Annotated in this window: 20 protein-coding genes; 13 read left to right on the top strand and 7 right to left on the bottom strand. The window is 65.0% G+C overall.

Features of this window, described 5'->3' with window-relative positions; all coding sequences use genetic code 11:
• The first annotated feature begins 4 nt into the window (after nt 1–4).
• The 3 genes from ACVJ5M_RS18645 to ACVJ5M_RS18635 all read left to right on the top strand — a co-directional run bounded on the left by ACVJ5M_RS18645 (nt 5) and on the right by ACVJ5M_RS18635 (nt 3,624).
• Nucleotides 5–1,168, top strand: coding sequence for a M20 aminoacylase family protein (locus ACVJ5M_RS18645; protein WP_028150018.1), 1,164 nt, complete (start codon nt 5–7; stop codon nt 1,166–1,168).
• A 2-nt stretch (nt 1,169–1,170) separates the two neighbouring features.
• Entirely contained in the window at nt 1,171–2,592 is a 1,422-nt protein-coding gene (locus ACVJ5M_RS18640) for an amidase (protein ID WP_354097492.1), read from the top strand.
• 141 nt (nt 2,593–2,733) lie between these two features.
• Nucleotides 2,734–3,624 carry a crotonase/enoyl-CoA hydratase family protein gene (locus ACVJ5M_RS18635; protein ID WP_063982459.1) on the top strand — a complete coding sequence of 297 codons (891 nt, stop codon included), beginning with the start codon at nt 2,734–2,736 and terminating at the stop codon, nt 3,622–3,624.
• Nucleotides 3,625–3,730: 106 nt separating this feature from the next.
• On the opposite strand, the gene ACVJ5M_RS18630 is transcribed toward ACVJ5M_RS18635, so the two are convergent.
• The 3 genes from ACVJ5M_RS18630 to ACVJ5M_RS18620 form a co-directional block, all read right to left on the bottom strand.
• Nucleotides 3,731–4,708 carry an NADPH:quinone oxidoreductase family protein gene (locus tag ACVJ5M_RS18630; RefSeq protein ID WP_354097491.1) on the bottom strand — a complete coding sequence of 326 codons (978 nt, stop codon included), beginning with the start codon at nt 4,706–4,708 and terminating at the stop codon, nt 3,731–3,733.
• Complete coding sequence (locus ACVJ5M_RS18625) at nt 4,708–5,316, bottom strand: 2-hydroxychromene-2-carboxylate isomerase (protein WP_063982457.1); 609 nt, start codon at nt 5,314–5,316, stop codon at nt 4,708–4,710. The genes ACVJ5M_RS18630 and ACVJ5M_RS18625 overlap by 1 nt, the downstream gene beginning before the upstream one ends.
• 170 nt (nt 5,317–5,486) lie before the next feature.
• Complete coding sequence (locus ACVJ5M_RS18620) at nt 5,487–6,188, bottom strand: glutathione S-transferase N-terminal domain-containing protein (protein WP_354097490.1); 702 nt, start codon at nt 6,186–6,188, stop codon at nt 5,487–5,489.
• A 110-nt stretch (nt 6,189–6,298) separates the two neighbouring features.
• Between ACVJ5M_RS18620 and ACVJ5M_RS18615 the strand changes: the two genes are divergently transcribed.
• Together ACVJ5M_RS18615 and ACVJ5M_RS18610 are read left to right on the top strand one after the other, a co-directional pair.
• Nucleotides 6,299–7,321 carry a methionine synthase gene (locus tag ACVJ5M_RS18615; protein ID WP_354097489.1) on the top strand — a complete coding sequence of 341 codons (1,023 nt, stop codon included), beginning with the start codon at nt 6,299–6,301 and terminating at the stop codon, nt 7,319–7,321.
• Nucleotides 7,321–7,551 (top strand): hypothetical protein, encoded by a 231-nt coding sequence (locus ACVJ5M_RS18610; protein WP_063982454.1) that lies wholly within the window; start codon nt 7,321–7,323, stop codon nt 7,549–7,551. Before ACVJ5M_RS18615 ends, ACVJ5M_RS18610 begins: the two co-directional genes overlap by 1 nt.
• A gap of 39 nt (nt 7,552–7,590) precedes the next feature.
• Here ACVJ5M_RS18610 and ACVJ5M_RS18605 read toward each other — a convergent pair whose 3' ends face one another.
• From ACVJ5M_RS18605 to ACVJ5M_RS18595, 3 genes are all read right to left on the bottom strand, one after another.
• Nucleotides 7,591–8,211: a hypothetical protein gene (locus tag ACVJ5M_RS18605; RefSeq protein ID WP_354097488.1), complete on the bottom strand. Its 621-nt coding sequence runs from the start codon at nt 8,209–8,211 to the stop codon at nt 7,591–7,593.
• 86 nt (nt 8,212–8,297) lie between these two features.
• Nucleotides 8,298–8,825, bottom strand: a complete 528-nt coding sequence (gene gpt, locus ACVJ5M_RS18600) for a xanthine phosphoribosyltransferase (protein WP_028150009.1) — start codon at nt 8,823–8,825, stop codon at nt 8,298–8,300.
• 38 nt (nt 8,826–8,863) lie between these two features.
• Complete coding sequence (locus ACVJ5M_RS18595; protein ID WP_166091725.1) at nt 8,864–9,601, bottom strand: competence/damage-inducible protein A; 738 nt, start codon at nt 9,599–9,601, stop codon at nt 8,864–8,866.
• 277 nt (nt 9,602–9,878) lie between these two features.
• Here ACVJ5M_RS18595 and ACVJ5M_RS18590 point away from each other — a divergent pair, with 277 nt between their 5' ends.
• The 7 genes from ACVJ5M_RS18590 (at nt 9,879) to ACVJ5M_RS18560 (ending at nt 16,741) form a co-directional block, all read left to right on the top strand.
• Nucleotides 9,879–11,297 carry a circularly permuted type 2 ATP-grasp protein gene (locus tag ACVJ5M_RS18590; RefSeq protein WP_354097487.1) on the top strand — a complete coding sequence of 473 codons (1,419 nt, stop codon included), beginning with the start codon at nt 9,879–9,881 and terminating at the stop codon, nt 11,295–11,297.
• 4 nt (nt 11,298–11,301) lie between these two features.
• Nucleotides 11,302–12,246 (top strand): alpha-E domain-containing protein, encoded by a 945-nt coding sequence (locus ACVJ5M_RS18585; protein ID WP_028150006.1) that lies wholly within the window; start codon nt 11,302–11,304, stop codon nt 12,244–12,246.
• Between the two features lie 169 nt (nt 12,247–12,415).
• On the top strand, nt 12,416–13,264 hold the full coding sequence (locus tag ACVJ5M_RS18580; protein WP_063982452.1) for a transglutaminase family protein: 849 nt from the start codon (nt 12,416–12,418) through the stop codon (nt 13,262–13,264).
• A 150-nt stretch (nt 13,265–13,414) separates the two neighbouring features.
• Complete coding sequence (locus tag ACVJ5M_RS18575) at nt 13,415–14,614, top strand: acyl-CoA dehydrogenase family protein (protein ID WP_354097486.1); 1,200 nt, start codon at nt 13,415–13,417, stop codon at nt 14,612–14,614.
• 54 nt (nt 14,615–14,668) lie between these two features.
• The gene (locus ACVJ5M_RS18570) at nt 14,669–15,076 is read left to right on the top strand and encodes a carboxymuconolactone decarboxylase family protein (protein WP_028154692.1); all 408 of its coding nucleotides are present in this window, start codon (nt 14,669–14,671) and stop codon (nt 15,074–15,076) included.
• A 114-nt stretch (nt 15,077–15,190) separates the two neighbouring features.
• The gene (locus tag ACVJ5M_RS18565) at nt 15,191–15,949 is read left to right on the top strand and encodes a proteasome-type protease (RefSeq protein ID WP_166342445.1); all 759 of its coding nucleotides are present in this window, start codon (nt 15,191–15,193) and stop codon (nt 15,947–15,949) included.
• A gap of 33 nt (nt 15,950–15,982) precedes the next feature.
• Nucleotides 15,983–16,741, top strand: coding sequence for an SDR family oxidoreductase (locus tag ACVJ5M_RS18560; protein WP_028150002.1), 759 nt, complete (start codon nt 15,983–15,985; stop codon nt 16,739–16,741).
• Between the two features lie 210 nt (nt 16,742–16,951).
• Here the strand turns inward: ACVJ5M_RS18560 and ACVJ5M_RS18555 are convergent, their stop codons facing one another.
• The gene (locus ACVJ5M_RS18555) at nt 16,952–18,190 is read right to left on the bottom strand and encodes an MFS transporter (protein ID WP_354097485.1); all 1,239 of its coding nucleotides are present in this window, start codon (nt 18,188–18,190) and stop codon (nt 16,952–16,954) included.
• A 160-nt stretch (nt 18,191–18,350) separates the two neighbouring features.
• Between ACVJ5M_RS18555 and ACVJ5M_RS18550 the strand changes: the two genes are divergently transcribed.
• On the top strand, nt 18,351–19,601 hold the full coding sequence (locus ACVJ5M_RS18550) for a NupC/NupG family nucleoside CNT transporter (protein ID WP_231142243.1): 1,251 nt from the start codon (nt 18,351–18,353) through the stop codon (nt 19,599–19,601).
• The last annotated feature ends 97 nt before the right edge of the window (nt 19,602–19,698 follow it).

Here is a 19,698-nt window from a genome sequence, read left to right as displayed (position 1 = left end):
ACACATGCCCACGATCGACCGCATCGACGGCTTTGCCGACGAACTCACTGCTATCAGGCGCGACCTCCACGCCCACCCCGAGATCGGCTTCGAGGAAGTGCGCACCTCCGGCATCGTCGCCGACAAGCTGAAGAGCTGGGGCATCGAGGTGCACCGCGGTCTCGGCGGCACCGGCGTGATCGGCGTGATCAAGGGCAAGGGTTCGGGCAGCAAGCGCATCGGCCTGCGCGCCGACATGGACGCACTGCCGATGGAAGAGAACACCAATCTGAAATGGAGTTCGAAAATCCCCGGCCGCTTCCACGGCTGCGGCCATGACGGCCACACCACCATGCTGCTCGGCACCGCGCGCTACCTCGCCGAGACCAAAAACTTCGACGGCACCGTGCACCTGATCTTCCAGCCGGCCGAGGAAGGCCTTGGTGGCGCTCGCGCGATGATCAAGGACGGCCTGTTCGAGAAGTTTCCCTGCGACGAGCTCTATGGCCTGCACAACGCGCCCGACCTCAACCTCGGTGAGATCGCGATCCTGCCCGGCCCCGCGATGGCCAGCGCCGACTTCTTCGACCTGCGCATCACCGGCTACGGCGCGCATGGCGCGATGCCCGAACGCTCCAAGGACGCGGTGATCATCGCGACCACGCTGGCGCAGGCGATCCAGACCATCGTCAGCCGCAACGTCGAGCCGCTGCAGGCCGCCGTCATCTCGATCACGCAGATTCACGCCGGTTCCGCCTACAACGTCATCCCCGGCGAGGCCCATCTCTGCGGCACCATCCGCACCTTCTCGGATGAAGTCCGCGCCCTGATCGCCGAACGCATCCGCACGATCTGCGCCGGCATCGCGAGCGCCTATCAGTGCGTGATCGAAGCCGACATCCGCGACACTTTCGGCGTGCTGGTCAACCAGGTCGAGCAGTCCAAGGTGGTCGAGGAGGTCGCGCGCACCGTCGTCAACCCCGCCAACGTGATCACCCGCGCCCAGCCGAAGATGGGCAGCGAGGATTTCGCCGACATGCTGCAAACCATCCCCGGCGCTTATTTCTGGATCGGCCACGACGGCTCGGTGCCCGTGCACAATCCCGGCTTCGTGCTCGACGACAAGATCCTGCCGATCGGCGCCAGCATGTTCGCCCGGATCATCGAAACGCGCATGCCGGTAGGTTAGCAATGCACAAAAAGAGCGTCGAAGAGGCCGTCACCTCGCTGCACGATCTCTCCGCGGTCGATCTGATCGCGGGCTATCGGGCCAAGCAGTTCTCGCCGAGCGAGGTGCTGGAGGACGTGCTTGCGCACGTCGCTGCGTGGGAACCACACCTCAAGGCGCTCTACGCGTTCGATCCCGACAGCGCGCGCGAGGCCGCGAAGGCCTCGACCGCGCGCTGGAGCGGGGGCGAGCCATCAGGCGCGCTCGACGGCGTGCCTGTGACGGTGAAGGACAACATCGCGACCAAGGGCGTGCCCGTCCCGCTCGGCGCTGCGAGCGTGAAGCTCGTGCCGGCCGAGAAGGACGCCCCGCCGGCTGCGCGACTGCGCGAGGCCGGTGCGATCATCTTCGCGAAAACCACCATGCCCGATTACGGCATGCTGTCCTCGGGACTCTCCAGCTTCCATGCGCTGGCGCGCAATCCCTGGGATCTCTCCAAGAATCCCGGCGGCTCCAGCGCGGGCGCAGGCGCCGCTGCTGCGGCCGGCTACGGCCCCTTGCATCTCGGCACCGATATCGGCGGCTCGGTCCGCCTGCCTGCGGGCTGGTGCGGTCTCGTCGGCCTGAAACCGAGTTTTGGCCGCGTGCCGATCGACCCGACCTATGTCGGCCGTGTCGCCGGTCCCATGACCCGCACGGTCGACGATTGCGCGCTGATGATGAGCGTGATTGCAAAGCCCGACCGGCGCGACGGCATGAGCCTGCCCGCCGAGCCTCTCAACTGGAAGGGACTGGAGAAATCCCCGCGCAAACTGCGCATCGGCCTGATGCTCGATGCCGGCGTCGGCCTGCCGGCAGAAAGGCCGGTCCGCGATGTCGCAGTGAAAGCCGCAAAGGCGTTCGAATCCGCAGGGAGCGTCGTCACCGAGGTCGACGGCATCTTGACCCGCGAGATGCTCGACGGCCTCGACAATTTCTGGCGCGCGCGGATGTGGGACGATCTGTCGAAACTGACGCCGGCCGAACAGACAAAGGTGCTGCCCTACATCTTCAAATGGGGCGCATCCGGCGCAAAGCTCTCGGGTGTGGATGTTATCCGCGGGTTCAACCAGACCATGGCGATCCGGGCGGCCGCTTCAAAACTATTCTGCGAGCTCGACTATGTGATCTCGCCGACCGCGCCGAACGTGAACTATGCGGCGGAATGGGCCTCGCCCACCAACGATCCGATGCGGCCGTTCGAGCACATCTGCTATACCGTACCATGGAATATGTCGGAGAACCCTGCGGTCTCCCTCAACGGCGGTTTCGACGCCAACGGCTTTCCCATCGGCGTGCAGATCGTCGGCCGCCGCTTCGATGATATCGGCGTGCTCGGCATGGCCAAGGCTTTCGAGAGCTTGCGCGGTGCACAGAAGCCCTGGCCGAGCCCGCCGCCAAAGTAGGCATTCCGTCATGGCCGGGCTTGTCCCGGCCATCCACGTTCTCGTACCGGCCGCCACATGCCCAGTCCGCGCAAGACGGATGGTGGCGACCATGCATGACGTCTCTTCGAGACAGAATTCACGGCAAGGCAGGAAACCACCATGGCGTATGAGACCATCAAATACGAGGTCGCCGAGCAGATCCTCACCATCACGCTGAACCGGCCCGACAAGCTCAACGCCTTCAACGCGCAGATGCAGGCCGAGTTGATCGACGCGTTCGACGCTGCCGACAAGGACGACGACGTCCGCGCCATCATCGTCACCGGCGCGGGCCGCGGCTTTTGCGCGGGCGCCGACCTTTCCTCGGGTGCGGATACCTTCGATCGCGATGCGCGGCGCGGCCCGGTCAAGCGCTTCGCCGACGGCAAGGTCGATTACAGCGATCCGCAGGTGCGCGACGGCGGCGGTCAGGTGACCTTGCGCATCTTCAAGTGCCTGAAGCCCGTCATCGCCGCCGTGAACGGCCCAGCCGTCGGCATCGGCGTCACCATGCAACTCGCGATGGACATCCGCATCGCCTCGGATGCCGCGCGCTTCGGCTTCGTGTTCTCCCAGCGTGGTATCGTGCCGGAGGCCGCCTCGAGTTGGTTCCTGCCGCGCATCGTCGGCATCTCGCAGGCGCTGGAATGGTGCTATTCCGGCCGCGTCTTCCCGGCCCAGGAAGCGCTCGCCGGCCGCCTCGTCAGCAAGGTCGTAGCTCCCGATGATCTCTTGCCGACCGCCCGCGCGCTGGCCAAGGAGTTCGCCGCCAAGACCGCGCCGGTGTCGGTCGCGCTGATCCGCCAGATGATGTGGCGCATGATGGGTGCCGACGATCCCATGGAAGCCCACAAGGTCGACAGCCGCGGCATCTATACGCGCGGCCGCTCGGACGACGTCAAGGAAGGCGTGGTGTCGTTCCTGGAGAAGCGTCCGGCGCAATTCAAGAACAAGGTGTCGAGCGATATGCCGGATTATTTTCCGTGGTGGACGGAGCGGGAGTATAAGTAGAGGGATCGTAGGGTGGGCAAAGCGGAGCGTGCCCACCACTCTGATTTCGGTGAGTGATAAATGGTGGGCACGGCGCAAGAGCGCCTTTGCCCACCCTACGGCACCGTCAATCCATCACCAGCGCCACACGCCCGATCGCCTTGCGGTCGATCAGCAATCGCATCGCTTTAGCATAATCCTGCAGCGGCAGGCGGTGCGAGATGTTCGGGCGCAGCTTGCCTTCTTCCGCCCATTGCAGCAGCGCCTTCAGGCGCACCTCGCCGAGCGCGGGATTCTTCCGTACCGCCTCACCTGCACGCACGCCGAGCACGCTGGCGCCCTTGATCAGCAGCAGGTTGGTCTTCGCCGAGCCGATGCCACCGGTAAAGCCGATCACCAGCAGCCGCGCGCCCCAGGCGATGCAGCGCATCGAGTTCTCGAACACCTCGCCGCCGACGGGATCGAACACGACGTCGGCGCCACGGCCGTCGGTGATGCGCTTGACGGCATCGCGAAACGGCTCCCGATCGTAGCGCACGAGATGGTCGGCGCCGCGCGATTTCGCAATCGCGAGCTTCTCGTCGCTGGAGGCGGTCGCGATCACGGTCGCGCCCAGCATCTTGCCGATCTCGACCGCGGCAAGCCCCACGCCGCCGCCGGCGCCATGCACCAGCAACACCTCGCCCGGCATGACACGGCCGCGATCGATCAGCGCGTGATAGGCGGTGCCGTGGCCGGCGAGATAGGTCGCGGCTTCCGCATAGTCGAACGTCGACGGCATCGGCGTTAGCTGCGTCGGCGTCACCACCGCTTCGTCGGTGAAGGCGCCATGGCGCATCTTCACGATGACCTTGTCGCCGACGGACACGCCGCTTGCCTCAGCGCCCACCTCGGTGACGTCGCCGGCGGCCTCCATGCCGGGCGTGAAAGGCAGCTCCGGCTTGAGCTGATATTCGCCGGCCGCCATCAGCACGTCCGGAAAGTTCAATCCGGCGGCGCGGATCGCAACGCGAACCTCACCCGGTTTGACGGCGCGCGACGGAAATTCCTCGAGCCGCAACGTCTCGGGCGCGCCGAGTTCGCGGCAGACGACAGCCCGGACCATCAGGCCGCACTCGCCTTGCTGCGTTCGAGCGCCTCGCGGATCAGCGGCAGGCGGTCGTTGCCGAAGTACATGTCGGTCTTGCCCACGAAGATCGTCGGTGAGCCGAAGCCACCGCGTGCCACGACCTCTTCCGTGTTGGCCTTGAGTTGGTCCTTGATTGCCTGCTCGGAGATGCCGGCAAAGAACTTCTGCTCGTCGACACCGACCTTCCTGCAGATCTCGGCGAGCACGGCGTCCTGCGAGATGTCCTTGTCGCCGCCCCAATAGGTCTCGAACACGGCAGTGGCGAACGGCACCATGTCTTTCCCCAGCCAGATGCAGCCGCGCATGACCTTCACGCTGTTCACCGGGAACACCGTCGGCGGCATCTTGATCGCGAGGCCGGCCGAGCGCGACCAGTCGGCGAGGTCTTTTTTCATGTAGCGCGCCTTCAGCGGCACCGGCGTCTCGCGCTGCGCGTAGACGCTCGGATTGACCGTGTTGAAGATGCCGCCGACCAGGATCGGCCGCCAGATGATCTCGGCCCCCAGCTCCTTTGCCAGCGGCTGGATGTTGTGGAAGGCGAGGTAGGTCCAGGGGCTGGAACAGTCGAAGAAGAATTCAATCATGGCGTTTCCTTTGCGTCTTGTTTGTCGTGCTCTATCCCCGTCATTGCGAGCGACTTGTCCGCCATAGCTCGAAGAGCGACGGCGGAAGCGAAGCAATCCAGAATCTTTCCGCGGAACCAGTCTGGATTGCTTCGTCGCTTCGCTCCTCGCAATGACGATGGGCGAGCAGCCTACTTCTTTCCCAGCACTTCCCTGGCACGCTGTCCGAACATGATCTTGCGTGATTCCTCGTCGAACGGCTCCTTCACGAACTTGCCGATCGCAAGCCCCGCCTGCACCTGCGGCCTTGCGCGCACCTCGGCGTACCAGCGTTTCACGTTCGGATAGTCATCGAGCGTAAAGCCCTGCGCCTTGTGGGTCATGGTCCAGGGGAAGCAGGCGATGTCCGCGATGGAATAGTCGCCGGCGACGTAGGCTCCGGTCTTGGCCAACTGCCGGTCGAGCACGCCATAGAGCCGCGCGGCCTCGTCACGGTAGCGCTCAATCGCATAAGGGATCTTTTCCGCCGCATAGAGCGCGAAATGGCCGTGCTGGCCGAGCATCGGCCCGAGGCCCGCCATCTGCCACATCACCCATTGGATGGTCGTCGAGCGGCCGCGCAGATCGCTGGCCAGGAAGCGGCCGGTCTTCTCGGCGAGGTAAATCAGGATCGCACCGGTCTCGAACGCCGAGAACGGCGCACCGCCGTCGGCGGGTGCGTGGTCGACCATCGCGGGAATGCGATTGTTGGGGGAGACCGCCAGAAATTCGGGGCTGAACTGCTCGCCGGCGCGGATATTGACGGGCTTCACGTTATAGGGGAGCCCGAGTTCCTCCAGCATGATCGAGATTTTCCAGCCGTTCGGCGTCGGCGCATAAAAGAGGTCGATCATCGCCCTTCCCTGTCGTCGCCAATGGAATAGAGAGCGACTTTTGTTGTTCTGTACCTTGACGTTAAGACATGGCAGGAAGGGGCGCAACACAACCTGCCGGGAGAGCCGCCATGCTGTTTCCAACCACGATCGCCGGCTCCTTGCCGAAGCCGGAATGGCTCGCCGAGCCGAACATGCTCTGGGCACCCTGGAAGTCGCAAGGCGCCGAGCTACTCCGCGCCAAGCGCGACGCGACGTTGCTTGCCGTCAAGGTCCAGGAGGATGCCGGCATCGACATCGTCACGGAGGGCGAGCAGGCCCGCCAGCATTTCGTGCACGGCTTCCTGGAGAAGATCGACGGCATCGATTTCGCCCACAAGGTCGAGATGGGCATCCGCAAGGACCGCTACAAGGCGATGGTGCCGCAGGTGGTCGCGCCGCTTCAGCTCAAGGGTCGTGTTCATGCCGACGAGGCGCGCGTGGCGCGCACGCACACGAAGAAGAAGCTGAAGTTCACCCTGCCCGGCCCGATGACCATCATCGACACGATTGCGGACCGCTACTACGGTGATCGCGTCAAGATGGCCTTTGCCTTCGCCGATCTCCTCAACGAGGAAGCCAAGGCATTGCAGGCCGACGGCGTCGATCTCGTGCAGTTCGACGAGCCCGCCTTCAACGTCTACATGGACGAGGTCAACGACTGGGGCATCAAGGCGCTGGAGCGTGCCGCGCAGGGGCTGACCTGCGCCACCGCCGTGCACATCTGCTACGGCTACGGCATCAAGGCCAACACCGACTGGAAGGAGACGCTCGGCGCGCAGTGGCGGCAATACGAGCAGATCTTTCCGGCGATCGACGCGAGCCCGATCCAGCAGGTCGCAATCGAGTGCCGCAATTCGAAGGTGCCGCTCGACCTGCTCGCGCTGCTCAAGACCAAGATCGTGCAGGCCGGCGTGATCGACGTCGCCAGCGACACGGTGGAGACGGCCGAGGACGTCGTGCAGGTGATCGACGCGGTGTCGAAGTTCGTTCCCAAGAGCAACATCATCGCCACCACCAATTGCGGCATGGCGCCGATGCGGCGGGAGATCGCCGAGGCCAAGCTGATGGCGCTCGGCGCCGGTGCCGCGCTGGCGCGCGAGAAGCTGGGGTGATGGTGCTCCGAACGGCACTCGTCGTCACGGCTCTTGCGGGGATCACATTCGCTGCGCGCGCGGAGGATCGCTCCGTGCTGCTGAATTGCAAGGCCATGGTCGAGCGTGCGTCAAAGGATACGGGTACGGCAACCGAGGCCGAGCTCACCCGCTGCCGCCAGATCATGCGCGAATGGGCGCTGCGCGATGCGCGGACGACGGTGGATGAGCAAGGGCGGCCGCTGAAATAACCCCACGCTCGCTACGCTCCCTCCCGCTTGCGGGGACGGTCAGGCGCGGTGCGCGCTGGGGTGCAGCGTGACCTCATAGCCGGCGCTCATCGCGCGCAGCGTCGACGGCGGGGTCAGCAACTGCGCATCGTCGAGCTTTCGCGCGCCTTCAACATAACCCGCCGTCGACCACAGCAGCGCCCCGCCCCGCATCAGCAGAAAGCTTTCCTCGCCCTGCTGCAGCATCGCGCCGTCTGGAAGCTGCTCGAGCGGCACCAGCAGCGCGTGAAGCCGCTTCTTGCCGTGATCGAGCCGCTCGTGGTGCAGCACCGTGTCGATATCGTGCATGCGAACGTCACGGACGCGGTTGCCCTTCTCCCACGCGGCCCGGAAGCGATTGGCGTCGTCACGGCGGCAGTAGAAGCAGGGGCGATGGCCGGCGGCGAGCGCGGTGGCCTCGTCGAGGAAGAACAGCTCGGTCCAGCTATGCGTCGTCATCACCTCGCGACGGCGGCCGCGGAATTCGCAAACACAGGTGAGCCAGGCCGGCGACGACCACCGCTTCTTGAGCAGCGTCCTGGTCGCGGGATCATGGATGATGCCGCGATTGCCGGTGAACAGGCCACGGTGCGGCGTGGCGATGATGTCGCCGGTCGGCGTGACACGGTTTTGCAGGGGCATGGCCACCTCCACCTGTCATTGCGAGCGAAGCGAGGCAATCCAGAAATGCGTCTGCGGAAATCGTCTGGCTTGCTTCGTCGCTTCCCTCACGCCGCGCCGTCGCGCAGCGGCGGGTGGTAGGACAGCGCGGTGTCCCAGGGGAAGAAGATCCAGGTGTCCTGCGAGACTTCCGTGATGAAGGTGTCGACCAGCGGGCGTCCCTTCGGCTTGGCGTAGACGGTGGCGAAATGCGCATCGGGCAGCATGTCGCGCACCAGCCTGCCGGTCTTGCCGGTGTCGACGAGGTCGTCGACGATCAGAAGCCCCTTGCCGGTGCCGCCGCCGAGCTTCATCGCCGCCTCGGACATGCCCTTGAGGACCTGGAGCTCGCCCTGCTTGTCGTGGTCGTAGCTGGCGATGCAGACCGTATCGATGATGCGGACACCGAGCTCGCGCGCCACGATCGCGGCCGGCACCAGCCCGCCGCGGGTGATCGCGATGACGGCGTGGAACGGGCCGACCTCGTTGAGCCGCCAGGTCAGCGCCCGGCAGTCGCGGTGGAACTGGTCCCACGAAACAGGAAAGGCCTTGCCGGCCCGCTCCTGCGCGCTCAGTTCCGGTGCTTCGCCAGCCATTGTTGTCTCCTGCCAATCTTCATCCGGCAGCCATTCTGCTACCGGGTGATGTTCAATCCCGCCAGCATTTCCTTCACCGCCGCCATCGCCGCTGCCAGCTTGTCCGCGTCGCGCGAGCGCACCACCAGATTGGTGTTCGGCTTCTGATCTTCGTCCATGAACGGATAGCTGCCGATGATGGTGTCGGGATGGGCGGCGGCGATCGCGCGCAGCGGGCTGCCGATGTCACCTTCGCGCGCATTGGCGCGGACCGATTCGGAGAGCATGCGCACGCCCGACTTCAGCTTGGGCGAGACGATGTCCATCATCGCCTGCATGATCGAGGGCACGCCGGCCATCACGATGACGTTGCCGATCTTGAAGCCGGGGGCGAGGATGGTCGCGCTCTGGATCAGCTCGGCGCCATCGGGGATGCGGGCCATGCGCAGGCGGGCCTCGTTGAGGTCCTGCTCGCTCCAGCGCTCGCGGAAGCGGGCGACGACCTCCGGATGGTGGTCGATGCCGACGCCGAACGCCTTGGCGACGCTGTCGGCGGTGATGTCGTCATGGGTTGGCCCGATGCCGCCGGTGGTGAAGACATAGGCGTAGCGATGCCGCAGTGCATCCAACGCCGCGATGATGTCGTCCTCGTCGTCGGAGACGACCCGGACTTCCTTCAGGTCGATGCCGATATTGGTCAGGTATTCGGCGATGAAGCCGATATTCTTGTCCTTGGTGCGGCCGGACAGGATTTCATCCCCGATGACCAGAATGCCCGCCGTGACGATGTCGCTCATACCTTAAGTCCCTCACCTGTCGGCCCGACTTTGCCGAGGTAACGCGTTGAAGTCACGCGGTTTTGCTGCCGAAATAAGCAGTCCTCAGCCATTTTTTGAGGCACCCTCCCGGCTGTCCCCGGCAAATGCCACAACTCCATGCTTATCGCGCTGGCCCAGCCCTTGCTACCTCCTCAGAGTCATGCACTCTTGCCGCATGGCCAGGACGTTGCGGTCTTCACCAAGGCCTGACGACCTGTCGAATGGCGCAACGCCTTGCGGAGACAAGTCGGGATCTATGGCAGTCGCGTTTGATGAAATGAACATTCCCGGCGGGGACCTTCGCCCCGCCTATCAGGAGCTGGCGCGCTGGCTCAAGGAGACGCCTCCCGAGGCGCTCGAATATCGCCGCCAGGAGGCCGAGCTCCTGTTCCGCCGCATCGGCATCACCTTTGCCGTCTATGGCGATTCCGAATCCACCGAGCGCCTGATCCCCTTCGACGTGATCCCGCGAATCATGTCCGGCAAGGAATGGGCACTGCTGGAGAAGGGCCTGAAGCAGCGCGTGCGCGCGCTCAACATGTTCCTGCGCGACATCTATCATGGCCGCGACATCCTGCGCGCCGAGATCGTGCCCGACGACCTGATCTTCCAGAACCCGGTGTTCCGCCCCGAGATGAACGGCCAGCAGGTGCCGCACGACGTCTACGTGCACATCGCCGGCATCGACATCGTCCGGATCGATGCCGAGGACTTCATCGTGCTGGAGGACAATGCCCGTACGCCGTCGGGTGTGTCATACATGCTGGAAAACCGCGAGATCATGATGCGGTTGTTTCCGGACTTGTTCGCCCGCCACAGGGTGGCGCCGGTCGAACGCTATCCGGACGAGCTGCTTTCCGCCCTGCGTTCGGTGGCGCCGCAAGGCGCCTCCGGTGAGCCGACCGTCGCCCTGCTCACGCCCGGCGTCTACAACTCGGCCTACTACGAGCACTCCTTCCTTGCCGACAAGCTCGGCATCGAACTGGTCGAAGGCCGCGATCTCATCGTCAAGAACAACGAAGTGTTCATGCGAACGACCGAGGGGGTGAAGCGGATCGACGTGATCTATCGCCGCGTCGACGACGATTTCATCGACCCCCTCACCTTCCGCCCCGACTCCGTGCTCGGCGTGCCCGGGCTGATGTCGGCTTATGCGGCCGGCAACATCACGCTCGCCAACGCAGTCGGCACCGGCATCGCCGACGACAAGGCGATCTACTCCTACATGCCGGACATCGTGAAATTCTATCTCGGCGAGGAGCCGATCCTGAAGAACGTGCCGACCTGGCGCTGCCGCGAGCCGAAGGACCTTGCCTATGTGCTCGACAATCTCGGCGAGCTCGTCGTCAAGGAAGTCCACGGCTCCGGCGGCTACGGCATGCTGATCGGCCCTGCCGCGACGAAAGCGACGATCGAGGCCTTCCGCGAAAAGCTCAAGCGCGAGCCGGAAGGTTTTATCGCGCAGCCGACGCTGGCGCTCTCGACCTGCCCGACCTGTACGGCAAGCGGCCTCGCGCCACGCCACGTCGACCTGCGGCCCTTCGTGCTCACCGGCAGCAAGAGCACCACAATCGTGCCCGGCGGGCTGACACGGGTCGCGCTCAAGGAAGGCTCCCTGGTGGTGAATTCGAGCCAGGGCGGCGGCACCAAAGACACCTGGATCCTGGACGAGTAGTCAGATGCTGTCGCGTACCGCCGAAAACCTCTACTGGCTCGCCCGCTATGTCGAACGGGCCGAATATCTCGCGCGCACCATCGATGCGACGCTGCGCGTCACCGCGCTTCCCGCCGCCTATATCGGCAAGACCAATGAATGGGACTCGGCGCTTCTCACCGCCGGCGTCGCCGCGAGCTTCTATCAGCAATATGAAGTCGCCAACGAGCACAACGTCGTCGACTACCTCTCGTTCTCGGCAAGCAATCCATCATCGATCCGGAACTGCATCGAGGCGGCGCGGCTGAACTCGCGCTCGGTGCGCACCGCGCTCACCAGCGAGATGTGGGACACCATCAACTCGGCCTGGATCGAACTCCAGGAGGTCTGGAGCAAGGGCACCTCTACGCGCGAGGATCTCGCCAAATTCCTGCGCTTCGTGCAGGAGACTTCGCTGCGCTTCGACGGCTCGGCCTACCGGACCATGCTGCGCAACGACGCCTACTGGTTCTCGCGGATGGGCGTTCATCTGGAGCGCGCCGACAACACCGCGCGCATTCTCGACGTGAAGTACCACGTGCTGCTGCCCGAGGAGGAGCATGTCGGCGGCCCGCTCGACTTCTATCAGTGGAGTTCGATCCTGCGCTCGGTCTCGGCGCTGACGGCCTATCACTGGGTCTATCGCGAGACGCTGAAGCCGTGGCTGATTGCGGACCTGCTCATCCTCAACGACACGCTGCCGCGCTCGCTGGCAAGCTGCTACGGCAATCTCGTGCGCAACCTCGACCAGATCGGCGTCGCCTATGGCCGCCAGGGCCCCGCCCAGCGCCACGCCCGCGGCATCCGCAACCGGCTGGAACACAGCAATATGAACGACATTTTCCAGCATGGCGTGCATGAATTCATTCAGGAATTCATCACGGACAATTCCAGGCTGGGCGAAATCATCACGAAGCAGTATTTGATCTGATGTCCCCCGGCTGACGAAAACGGGATATCGTCATGGCCGGGCTTGTCCCGGCCATCCACGTTCTTGCTTTTGCGCGGCGAGGAAGATCGTGGATGCCCGGGACAAGCCCGGGCATGACGAGCTTCTTCGCAATAGGCAGCGGGTCTAACCACTAACTTCACGGTCCACCATGCGCCTGCGAATCCTGCACACCACGACCTATCGCTACGAGCCGCCGGCCACGAGCGTGATCCAGATCCTGCGCATGACGCCCGGCAGCCATGACGGGCAATATGTGGCGGAGTGGCAGATCGACGTCTCGACCGACACCAAGCTCGACACCCATGAGGACGCCTTCGGCAACGTCACCCATGTGCTGTCCTGCGGACCCGTCGGCGACATCAAGATCACCGCCGAGGGCCTGATCGAGACCCACGACACCGGCGGCGTGCTGCGCGGCGCCGACGAGCGCTTTCCGGCCGGCATGTTCTTGCGGGCCACCGACCTCACCACCGTCAATCCGGCGATGACGGCGGTCGCGCGGCAGTTGCGCAGCGAGGCCGAGAGCGACACGCTCGGCTTCCTGCACACGCTGATGACGCAAATCAGCGATCACATGACCTTCGACGAGGATCCGACCAACAGCGGCACCTCGGCGGCCGAAGCGTTCACGCTCAAGCGCGGCGTCTGCCAGGACTACGCGCATATCTTCATCGCCTGCGCCCGCAGCGGCGGCGTGCCGGCGCGCTTCGTCTCCGGCCATTTCCTGCGCTCGGACGGCACGGTGCACCAGGATGCCGGCCATGCCTGGGCGGAAGCTTACGTCGACGGTCTCGGCTGGGTCGGCTTCGATCCCGCCAACTGCATCTGCACCACCGACGCCCATGTCCGCGTTGCGATCGGGCTCGACTATCTCGGCGCAGCCCCCGTGCGCGGCACCCGCTATGGCGGCGGTGCGGAGACGCTGACGGTCGCGGTCAAGGTCGAGCAGGCCGGCCGCGGCGGGCAATCGCAGTCGCAGTCACAGCGGCAGAGCTAGGCGCGGCGGTATCTCGTCACGAGGCATCCGCGGCGCAATCACGTCGCAGCGTTACAGCTGTAATCGACGACGGCCCGCGCTGAAACTGTCCCGTAGCGCCGTCCCTTCAGCCTCCGTTGTGATCCGTTTCCGCAACAGAGGTTGAGACAGATGCGGCTTCACGAAAAGAACAAGAAGCATTCCGTGCTCCTGCGCGATCCCCACCAGGACATGCTTGCGGGGATCCGGGAGTTGGCTCCCGAGATCAAGGCCCGCGCCGCCGAGATCGAAGCCGCACGCCGCGTCCCGCCCGACCTCGTGGAACGGCTGCGGTCGATCGGGCTCTTCCGGATGTTCGTTCCGCGGAGCCATGGCGGGCTGGAGCTGGATTTTCCGGCTGGACTGGAGGTTATCAAGGCACTGACCCAGCTCGACGGCTCGATCGGCTGGATCTCGATTGTCGGCGGAGTCGGCAGCCTTTTCGCCGCCGCAGCACACCCTGAACTGTACCAGCAAATTTATAAGGACGGTCCGGACGTGGCGATCTGCGGCTCATCCCAACCGGGTGGAACGGCAGAGCGCGTGGCCGACGGCTATCGCGTCAAGGGCCGCTGGCCGTTCGCCAGCAGTTGCACCCACGCCGACTGGATCGGCGGGTTCTGCATCGTCACCGAAAATGGCAAGCCGGTCCCCGGCCCGCAAGGCAAGCCGCAGGTTCGCGTCGTTGTGCTGCCGGCGCGTGACTGGGAGATCGAGGACACCTGGCACGCGGCAGGGCTGAAGGGCACCGGCAGCCATCACATCACGCTGCGGGAGACGCTGGTTCCCGAGACCCATGTCTTCGAGGTCGAAGCTCCCCCTCGCATGTCGGGTCCGCTCTATCAGGCGTTGCGGCAATGGTTGCCATTGGTGCACGGCGCATTCTCGGTGGGTCTCGCCGAAGGCACTGTCGACGACTTGCTTGCGCTGGCCCATACCGGGAGGCAGCAATTGTATGCGGCCGTCCCGATGCGGGAGTCCGAGACCTTCCAGTACGAGCTCGGCCGGATTTCCGCCAACCTCCGGGCTGCGCAGGCCTTGCTCGAGGTGCAGATCGCCAGCCACTGGCGCCGCGCGATGGCCGGCACGCTGAGAGACGAAGACCTCGTGATCGAGGGCGCCCGATCCGCGGTCTGGCTCGCCACGACCTGCGTCGGCATCGCGGATGCCTGTTTTGCGCTGGCCGGAAGCAGCGCGGTCTACGACAGCTCGCCGCTGCAGCGGCGCCTGCGCGACGTTCACGTCGGGGCGCAGCACGCCCATGCGCAGCAGCGGCAATATGTCGACGTCGGCAAGCTGGCCTTGCGCCGCTCGGCCGGGCATGCCGGCTGAGCGCTCGAGCCGTGCTACACTCGCGGGATCAGACCTGACCCCGCGAGGTACCCCATGGCGACCGTAAAGCTGCTTTCGGACGATGAACTCTCCGCCGAGGCGCGCGCCGTTTTCGACGATATCCGCAAGGTGCGGAAGTCGGACTTCGTCAACAATTTCTGGCGCGCGCTGGCGCATGATCCGAAGACGCTGCGGCGGACCTGGGAGAGCATCAAGGAGGTGATGGCACCCGGCGCGCTCGATCCCAAGATCAAGGAAATGCTCTATGTCGCAGTCTCGATCGCGCATGGCTGCAGCTATTGCATCCATTCGCACACCGCGGGCGCACGGGCCAAGGGCATGACCGAGGCCGAATATGGCGAGATGCTCGCCATCGTCGGCATGGCCGCGGAGACCAACCGGCTGGTCACGGCGCTCGGCGTCCCCGTCGACGAGGCGTTTCTCGTCGATGCCGCTGACTGAGCGGCAGAGATAGCTGTTTCGCCGGAGAATGACGACCTCCCCCGGGGAATCGGGGGTTTCATGCCTCCCCGAAATTGGCTAGTAATTCCGCGCAAACGCGTTCGGGGACGGGAAATGACCTATTGTTGCGGAATCCTGGTTCGGGACGGTCTGGTGATGATCGCCGACACCCGTACCAATGCCGGGCTCGACAATGTCTCGACCTTCCGCAAGCTCCACATCTTCTCCAAACCCGGCGACCGCATCATGGCGATCGCCAGCGCCGGTAACCTCGCCATCAGCCAGTCGGTGCTGTCGACACTGACCGAAGGCCTGGAGGACCCCACCACGGGCGAGGTCGAGACGCTGATGAACGCACCGACCATGTTCCAGGCCGCCCAGCGCATCGGCCGGGCGATCCGGGCGGTGCACGCGACCGAAGGACCCGCGCTGAGATCCGAAGACGTTTCCTTCGACGTCTCCTTCCTGTTCGGCGGCCAGATCAAGGGCGCGCGCATGCGCCTGTTCATGGTCTACACCGCCGGCAATTTCATCGAGTGCACCACGGACACGCCCTACCTGCAGATCGGCGAGCACAAATACGGCAAGCCGGTGCTCGACCGCGCCATGCATTACGACGTCGAGCTCTACGAGGCGCTGAAGACCAGCCTGATCTCGATGGACTCGACCATGCGCTCCAATCTCGGCGTTGGGCTGCCGATCGACGTGCTGGTGGTGCGTGCAGACGCCTGTGATGCCGATCTCAACCACCGCATCGAGGCGGGCGAGCCCTATTTCCACGACCTCCGCTCGCGCTGGTCAGCGGCCTTGCGCGCGGCGCATCAGAACATTCCGCGGCCGCCCTACAAGAACGAAAAAGAACCAAAAACCTGACAGCCAACTTGAAGAGAGAAAAGGCAGGAAACGATGAGTGAAGCAAACAAGATCGCAGTGGTGACGGGCGCGGGCACTGGTGTCGGGCGCGCGGCGTCGCTGGCGTTGATGAACATCGGCTTCACCGTGGTGCTGGTCGGGCGCCGGCTCGACATGCTCGAGGAGACCGCAAAGCTCGGCCCCGCAGGCAAGAGCCTGTGCGTCACCGCCGACATGACCAAGCCGGACTCCATTGCCGCGCTGTTCGACAAGGTGAAGGCGACCTACGGCCGGCTCGACGTGCTGTTCAACAATGCCGGCATGGGCGCGCCGGCGGTGAACTTCGAGGATCTCAGCCTCGAGCAGTGGCAGGCGGTGGTGAACACCAATCTCACCGGCCCGTTCCTGTGCACCCAGCACGCCTTCCGCATCATGAAGGACCAGAGCCCGCGCGGCGGCCGCATCATCAACAACGGCTCGATCTCGGCGCACGCGCCGCGTCCGTTCTCGGCGGCCTACACCTCGACCAAGCATGCCATCACGGGCCTCACCAAGGCCTCCAACCTCGACGGCCGCATGTACGACATCGCGGTCGGCCAGGTCGACATCGGCAATGCCGCCACGCCCATGACCGATCGCATGGTCAACGGCCCCGGCGTGCTGCAGCCCGACGGCACCACCAAGCACGAGCCGCGCATGGACGCCAAGGCGGTCGGCGACGCCGTCGCCTACATGGCCGGCCTGCCGCTCGATGCCAACGTGCTGACCATGACGGTGATGGCGACCAAGATGCCGTTTGTCGGACGGGGCTAAACTAAAAAAGTGAAAAACAACCCCATGCACAGTAGGCGGCGTGGGGTTGCGACTTGCCTTTGGCAAACGCGGTGACGTCGGCTAAATCCCCGCGCTGCCTCCACAATCGTCATTGCGAGCGCAGCGAAGCAATCCAGGGTGTTTCCGCGGAGAGATTCTGGATTGCTTCGTCGCTTTGCTCCTCGCAACGACGGATGAGAGAGCGGCGCCCTACTCCAAACTCTCCACCTGCCGCAGCGCCGGAAACAGCTTCATCCACAGCAGCGCGACCGCGACGGTGCAGACGCCGCCGAGCACGGCAGCAGGCATGGCGCCGAGCAGCGCGGCTGCGACGCCGCTCTCGAACTGGCCGAGCTGGTTGGAGGCGTTGATGAAGAGGAAGTTCACCGCGCCGACCCGGCCGCGCATCTCGTCGGGGGTTGAGAGCTGCACCAGCGAGAAGCGGATCACGACACTGATCGTGTCGGCCGCGCCGAGAACCGCGAGCGACAACACCGACAGCCACATCCAGGACGACAGCGCGAACACGACCGTGGCAGCGCCGAACACGATCACAGCCTGGAACATGCGCAGGCCCACATGCCGCGAGATGGCGTGACGCGCCAGCACCATGGTCATCAGCAGCGCACCGACCGCGGGCGCGGCGCGCAAGATCCCGAGCCCCATCGGGCCGGTCTGGAGGATGTCGCGGGCATAGATCGGCAACAGCGCGGTGACGCCGCCGAACAGCACGGCAAACAGATCGAGCGAGATGGTGCCGAGGATCGCCGGATTGCTGCGGATGAAGCGGACGCCGGCGAAGATGTTGTCGGCGTCCGTCCCCTCCTTGGAGACCGCCTGCGGACGCGGCCGGATGAAGCCGGTCAAAATCATCCCGAGAATCCAGAACAGCAGCATCACGGCATAGGCAAGATGCGGCGCGACCGCGTAGGCAAAGCCGCCGAGCGCCGGCCCGGTGATGGTTGCGACCTGCCCTGCGCCGCTCGCGACTGCGGTTGCGCGCTGGAGCGATCCCTGAGGCGCGATCAGCGGCAGCAGCGCCGCGGTGGTCGGGCTCTCGAAGGCGCCGGCAATGCCGAGCACGAAGGTCGCGATGAAGATCTGCACCTCGCTGACCAGGCCGAGATAGGTGATGATCACGAGATAGAGCGCGGTCGCGGCTTCCACGAGCTGGCAGAGCTGGACCACGCGCTTGCGCTCGAAACGGTCGGCGGCGTGGCCGGCGACGAACACCAGAAGCGCGGTGGGCAGGAACTGCACGAGGCCGACCATGCCGAGGTCGAAGGCCGAGCCGGTGAGATCATAGATCTGCCAGCCGATCGCGACCGCCGCGATCTGGCTGGAAAAGCGCGACAGGCTGCGCGAGAGCAGGAAGAACAGGAAGGCGCGGTGGGCGAGGAGCGCGCGGGCACTGACCGGCGGACTGGCTGATATTGGCTGCTCTGGCATCGCCTCTTGGGTCACCCTGGACCGTCCGCCCCCCTGATGTCGACGTGCCCCCGCGTGACTGAGGCGCCCCTGCTTGTCAACAGCGAGAGGCTCAGGTCACCTCCCGGCATTGCGTTTGCAACGCGGGCGCGGCCATAATCATTGAGGGTTTGGGGACACCATGCTGCGCTTGCAATCGGCACTCGGCATTTTCGCATTGCTGTTGATCGCTTTCGCGTTGGCAGAGAATCGCCGCGCCGTATCGCTGCGGCAGGCTGCGATTGGCCTCATCGCGACATTCGTCACCGCGGCTGTCCTCCTGAAAGTGCCCGTCGTCGCTCGGGCTTTTGGGGCGATCAACGACGCGGTCGGCGCGATCTCCGCGGCCTCCCGCGCCGGCTCCTCCTTCGTGTTCGGCTATGTCGGGGGCGGTCCCCTGCCCTTCGATCTGAAGGTGCCGGGCGCCGATTTCATCCTGGCGTTCCAGGCGCTGCCGATCGTGCTGGTCATGAGCGTGCTGACGACGCTCTTGTTCTATTGGCGCGTGCTGCCGCCGGTCGTGCGCGGCATGGCCTGGCTGCTGGAGCGGACGCTGGGCGTCGGCGGCGCGGTCGGGCTCTCGACCGCAGCCAACATCTTCCTCGGCATGGTCGAGGCACCGCTGTTCGTGCGGCCGTACCTGGCGCAGATGACGCGCAGCGAATTGTTCCTGGTGATGACCGGCGGCATGGCCGGCATCGCCGGCACGGTGCTGGTGCTCTATGCGACGCTGCTGGCGCCGCTCATTCCCGATGCCGCCGCGCATTTCGTCATCGCCTCGGTGCTGGGCGCGCCGGCCGCGATCCTCGTCAGCCTGATCATGGTGCCGGAGACGTCAGACAAGCGCACCGGCGGCGCGCTGGAGGATCCCGAGATGGATGTCTCCGGCCCGATGGATGCGATCGTGAAGGGGACGAGCGCGGGGATCGAACTGCTGATCAACATCGTCGCCATGCTGCTGGTGCTGGTGGCGCTGGTCTATCTCGTCAATGCCGTCCTCGGCCTGCTGCCCAATATCGGCGGCGCCGCGATCTCGTTGCAGCGGCTGCTGGGCCTCGTGATGGCGCCGGTGTGCTGGCTGATGGGATTGCCCTGGGACCAGGCGGTGACCGCCGGCAGCCTGATGGGCACCAAGACCGTGCTCAACGAGTTGATCGCCTATGTCGACTTCTCAAAACTGCCACCCGATACGCTCGATCCGCGCTCGCGCCTGATCATGCTCTACGCAATGTGCGGCTTCGCCAATTTCGCCAGCCTCGGCATCATGATCGGCGGCTTAGGGGTGATGGCGCCGGAGCGGCGCGAGGAGATCAACGCGCTCGGGCTGAAATCGATCGTGTCGGGAACGCTGACGACGTGTTTGATGGGGGCGGTGGTGGGGGTGTTGAGTTAGGCTCTCTCCACCCGTCATTCCGGGGCGCCGCGAAGCGGCGAGCCCGGAATCCATCGGGCGTCAGCACATGCCGAGTAAATGGATTCCGGGCTCGCGC

It is taken from the genome of Bradyrhizobium sp. S3.7.6 (genome assembly GCF_054061875.1).
Note: the sequence above shows the minus strand (reverse complement) of the source record. Positions and strands in the feature narration are given on the sequence as shown.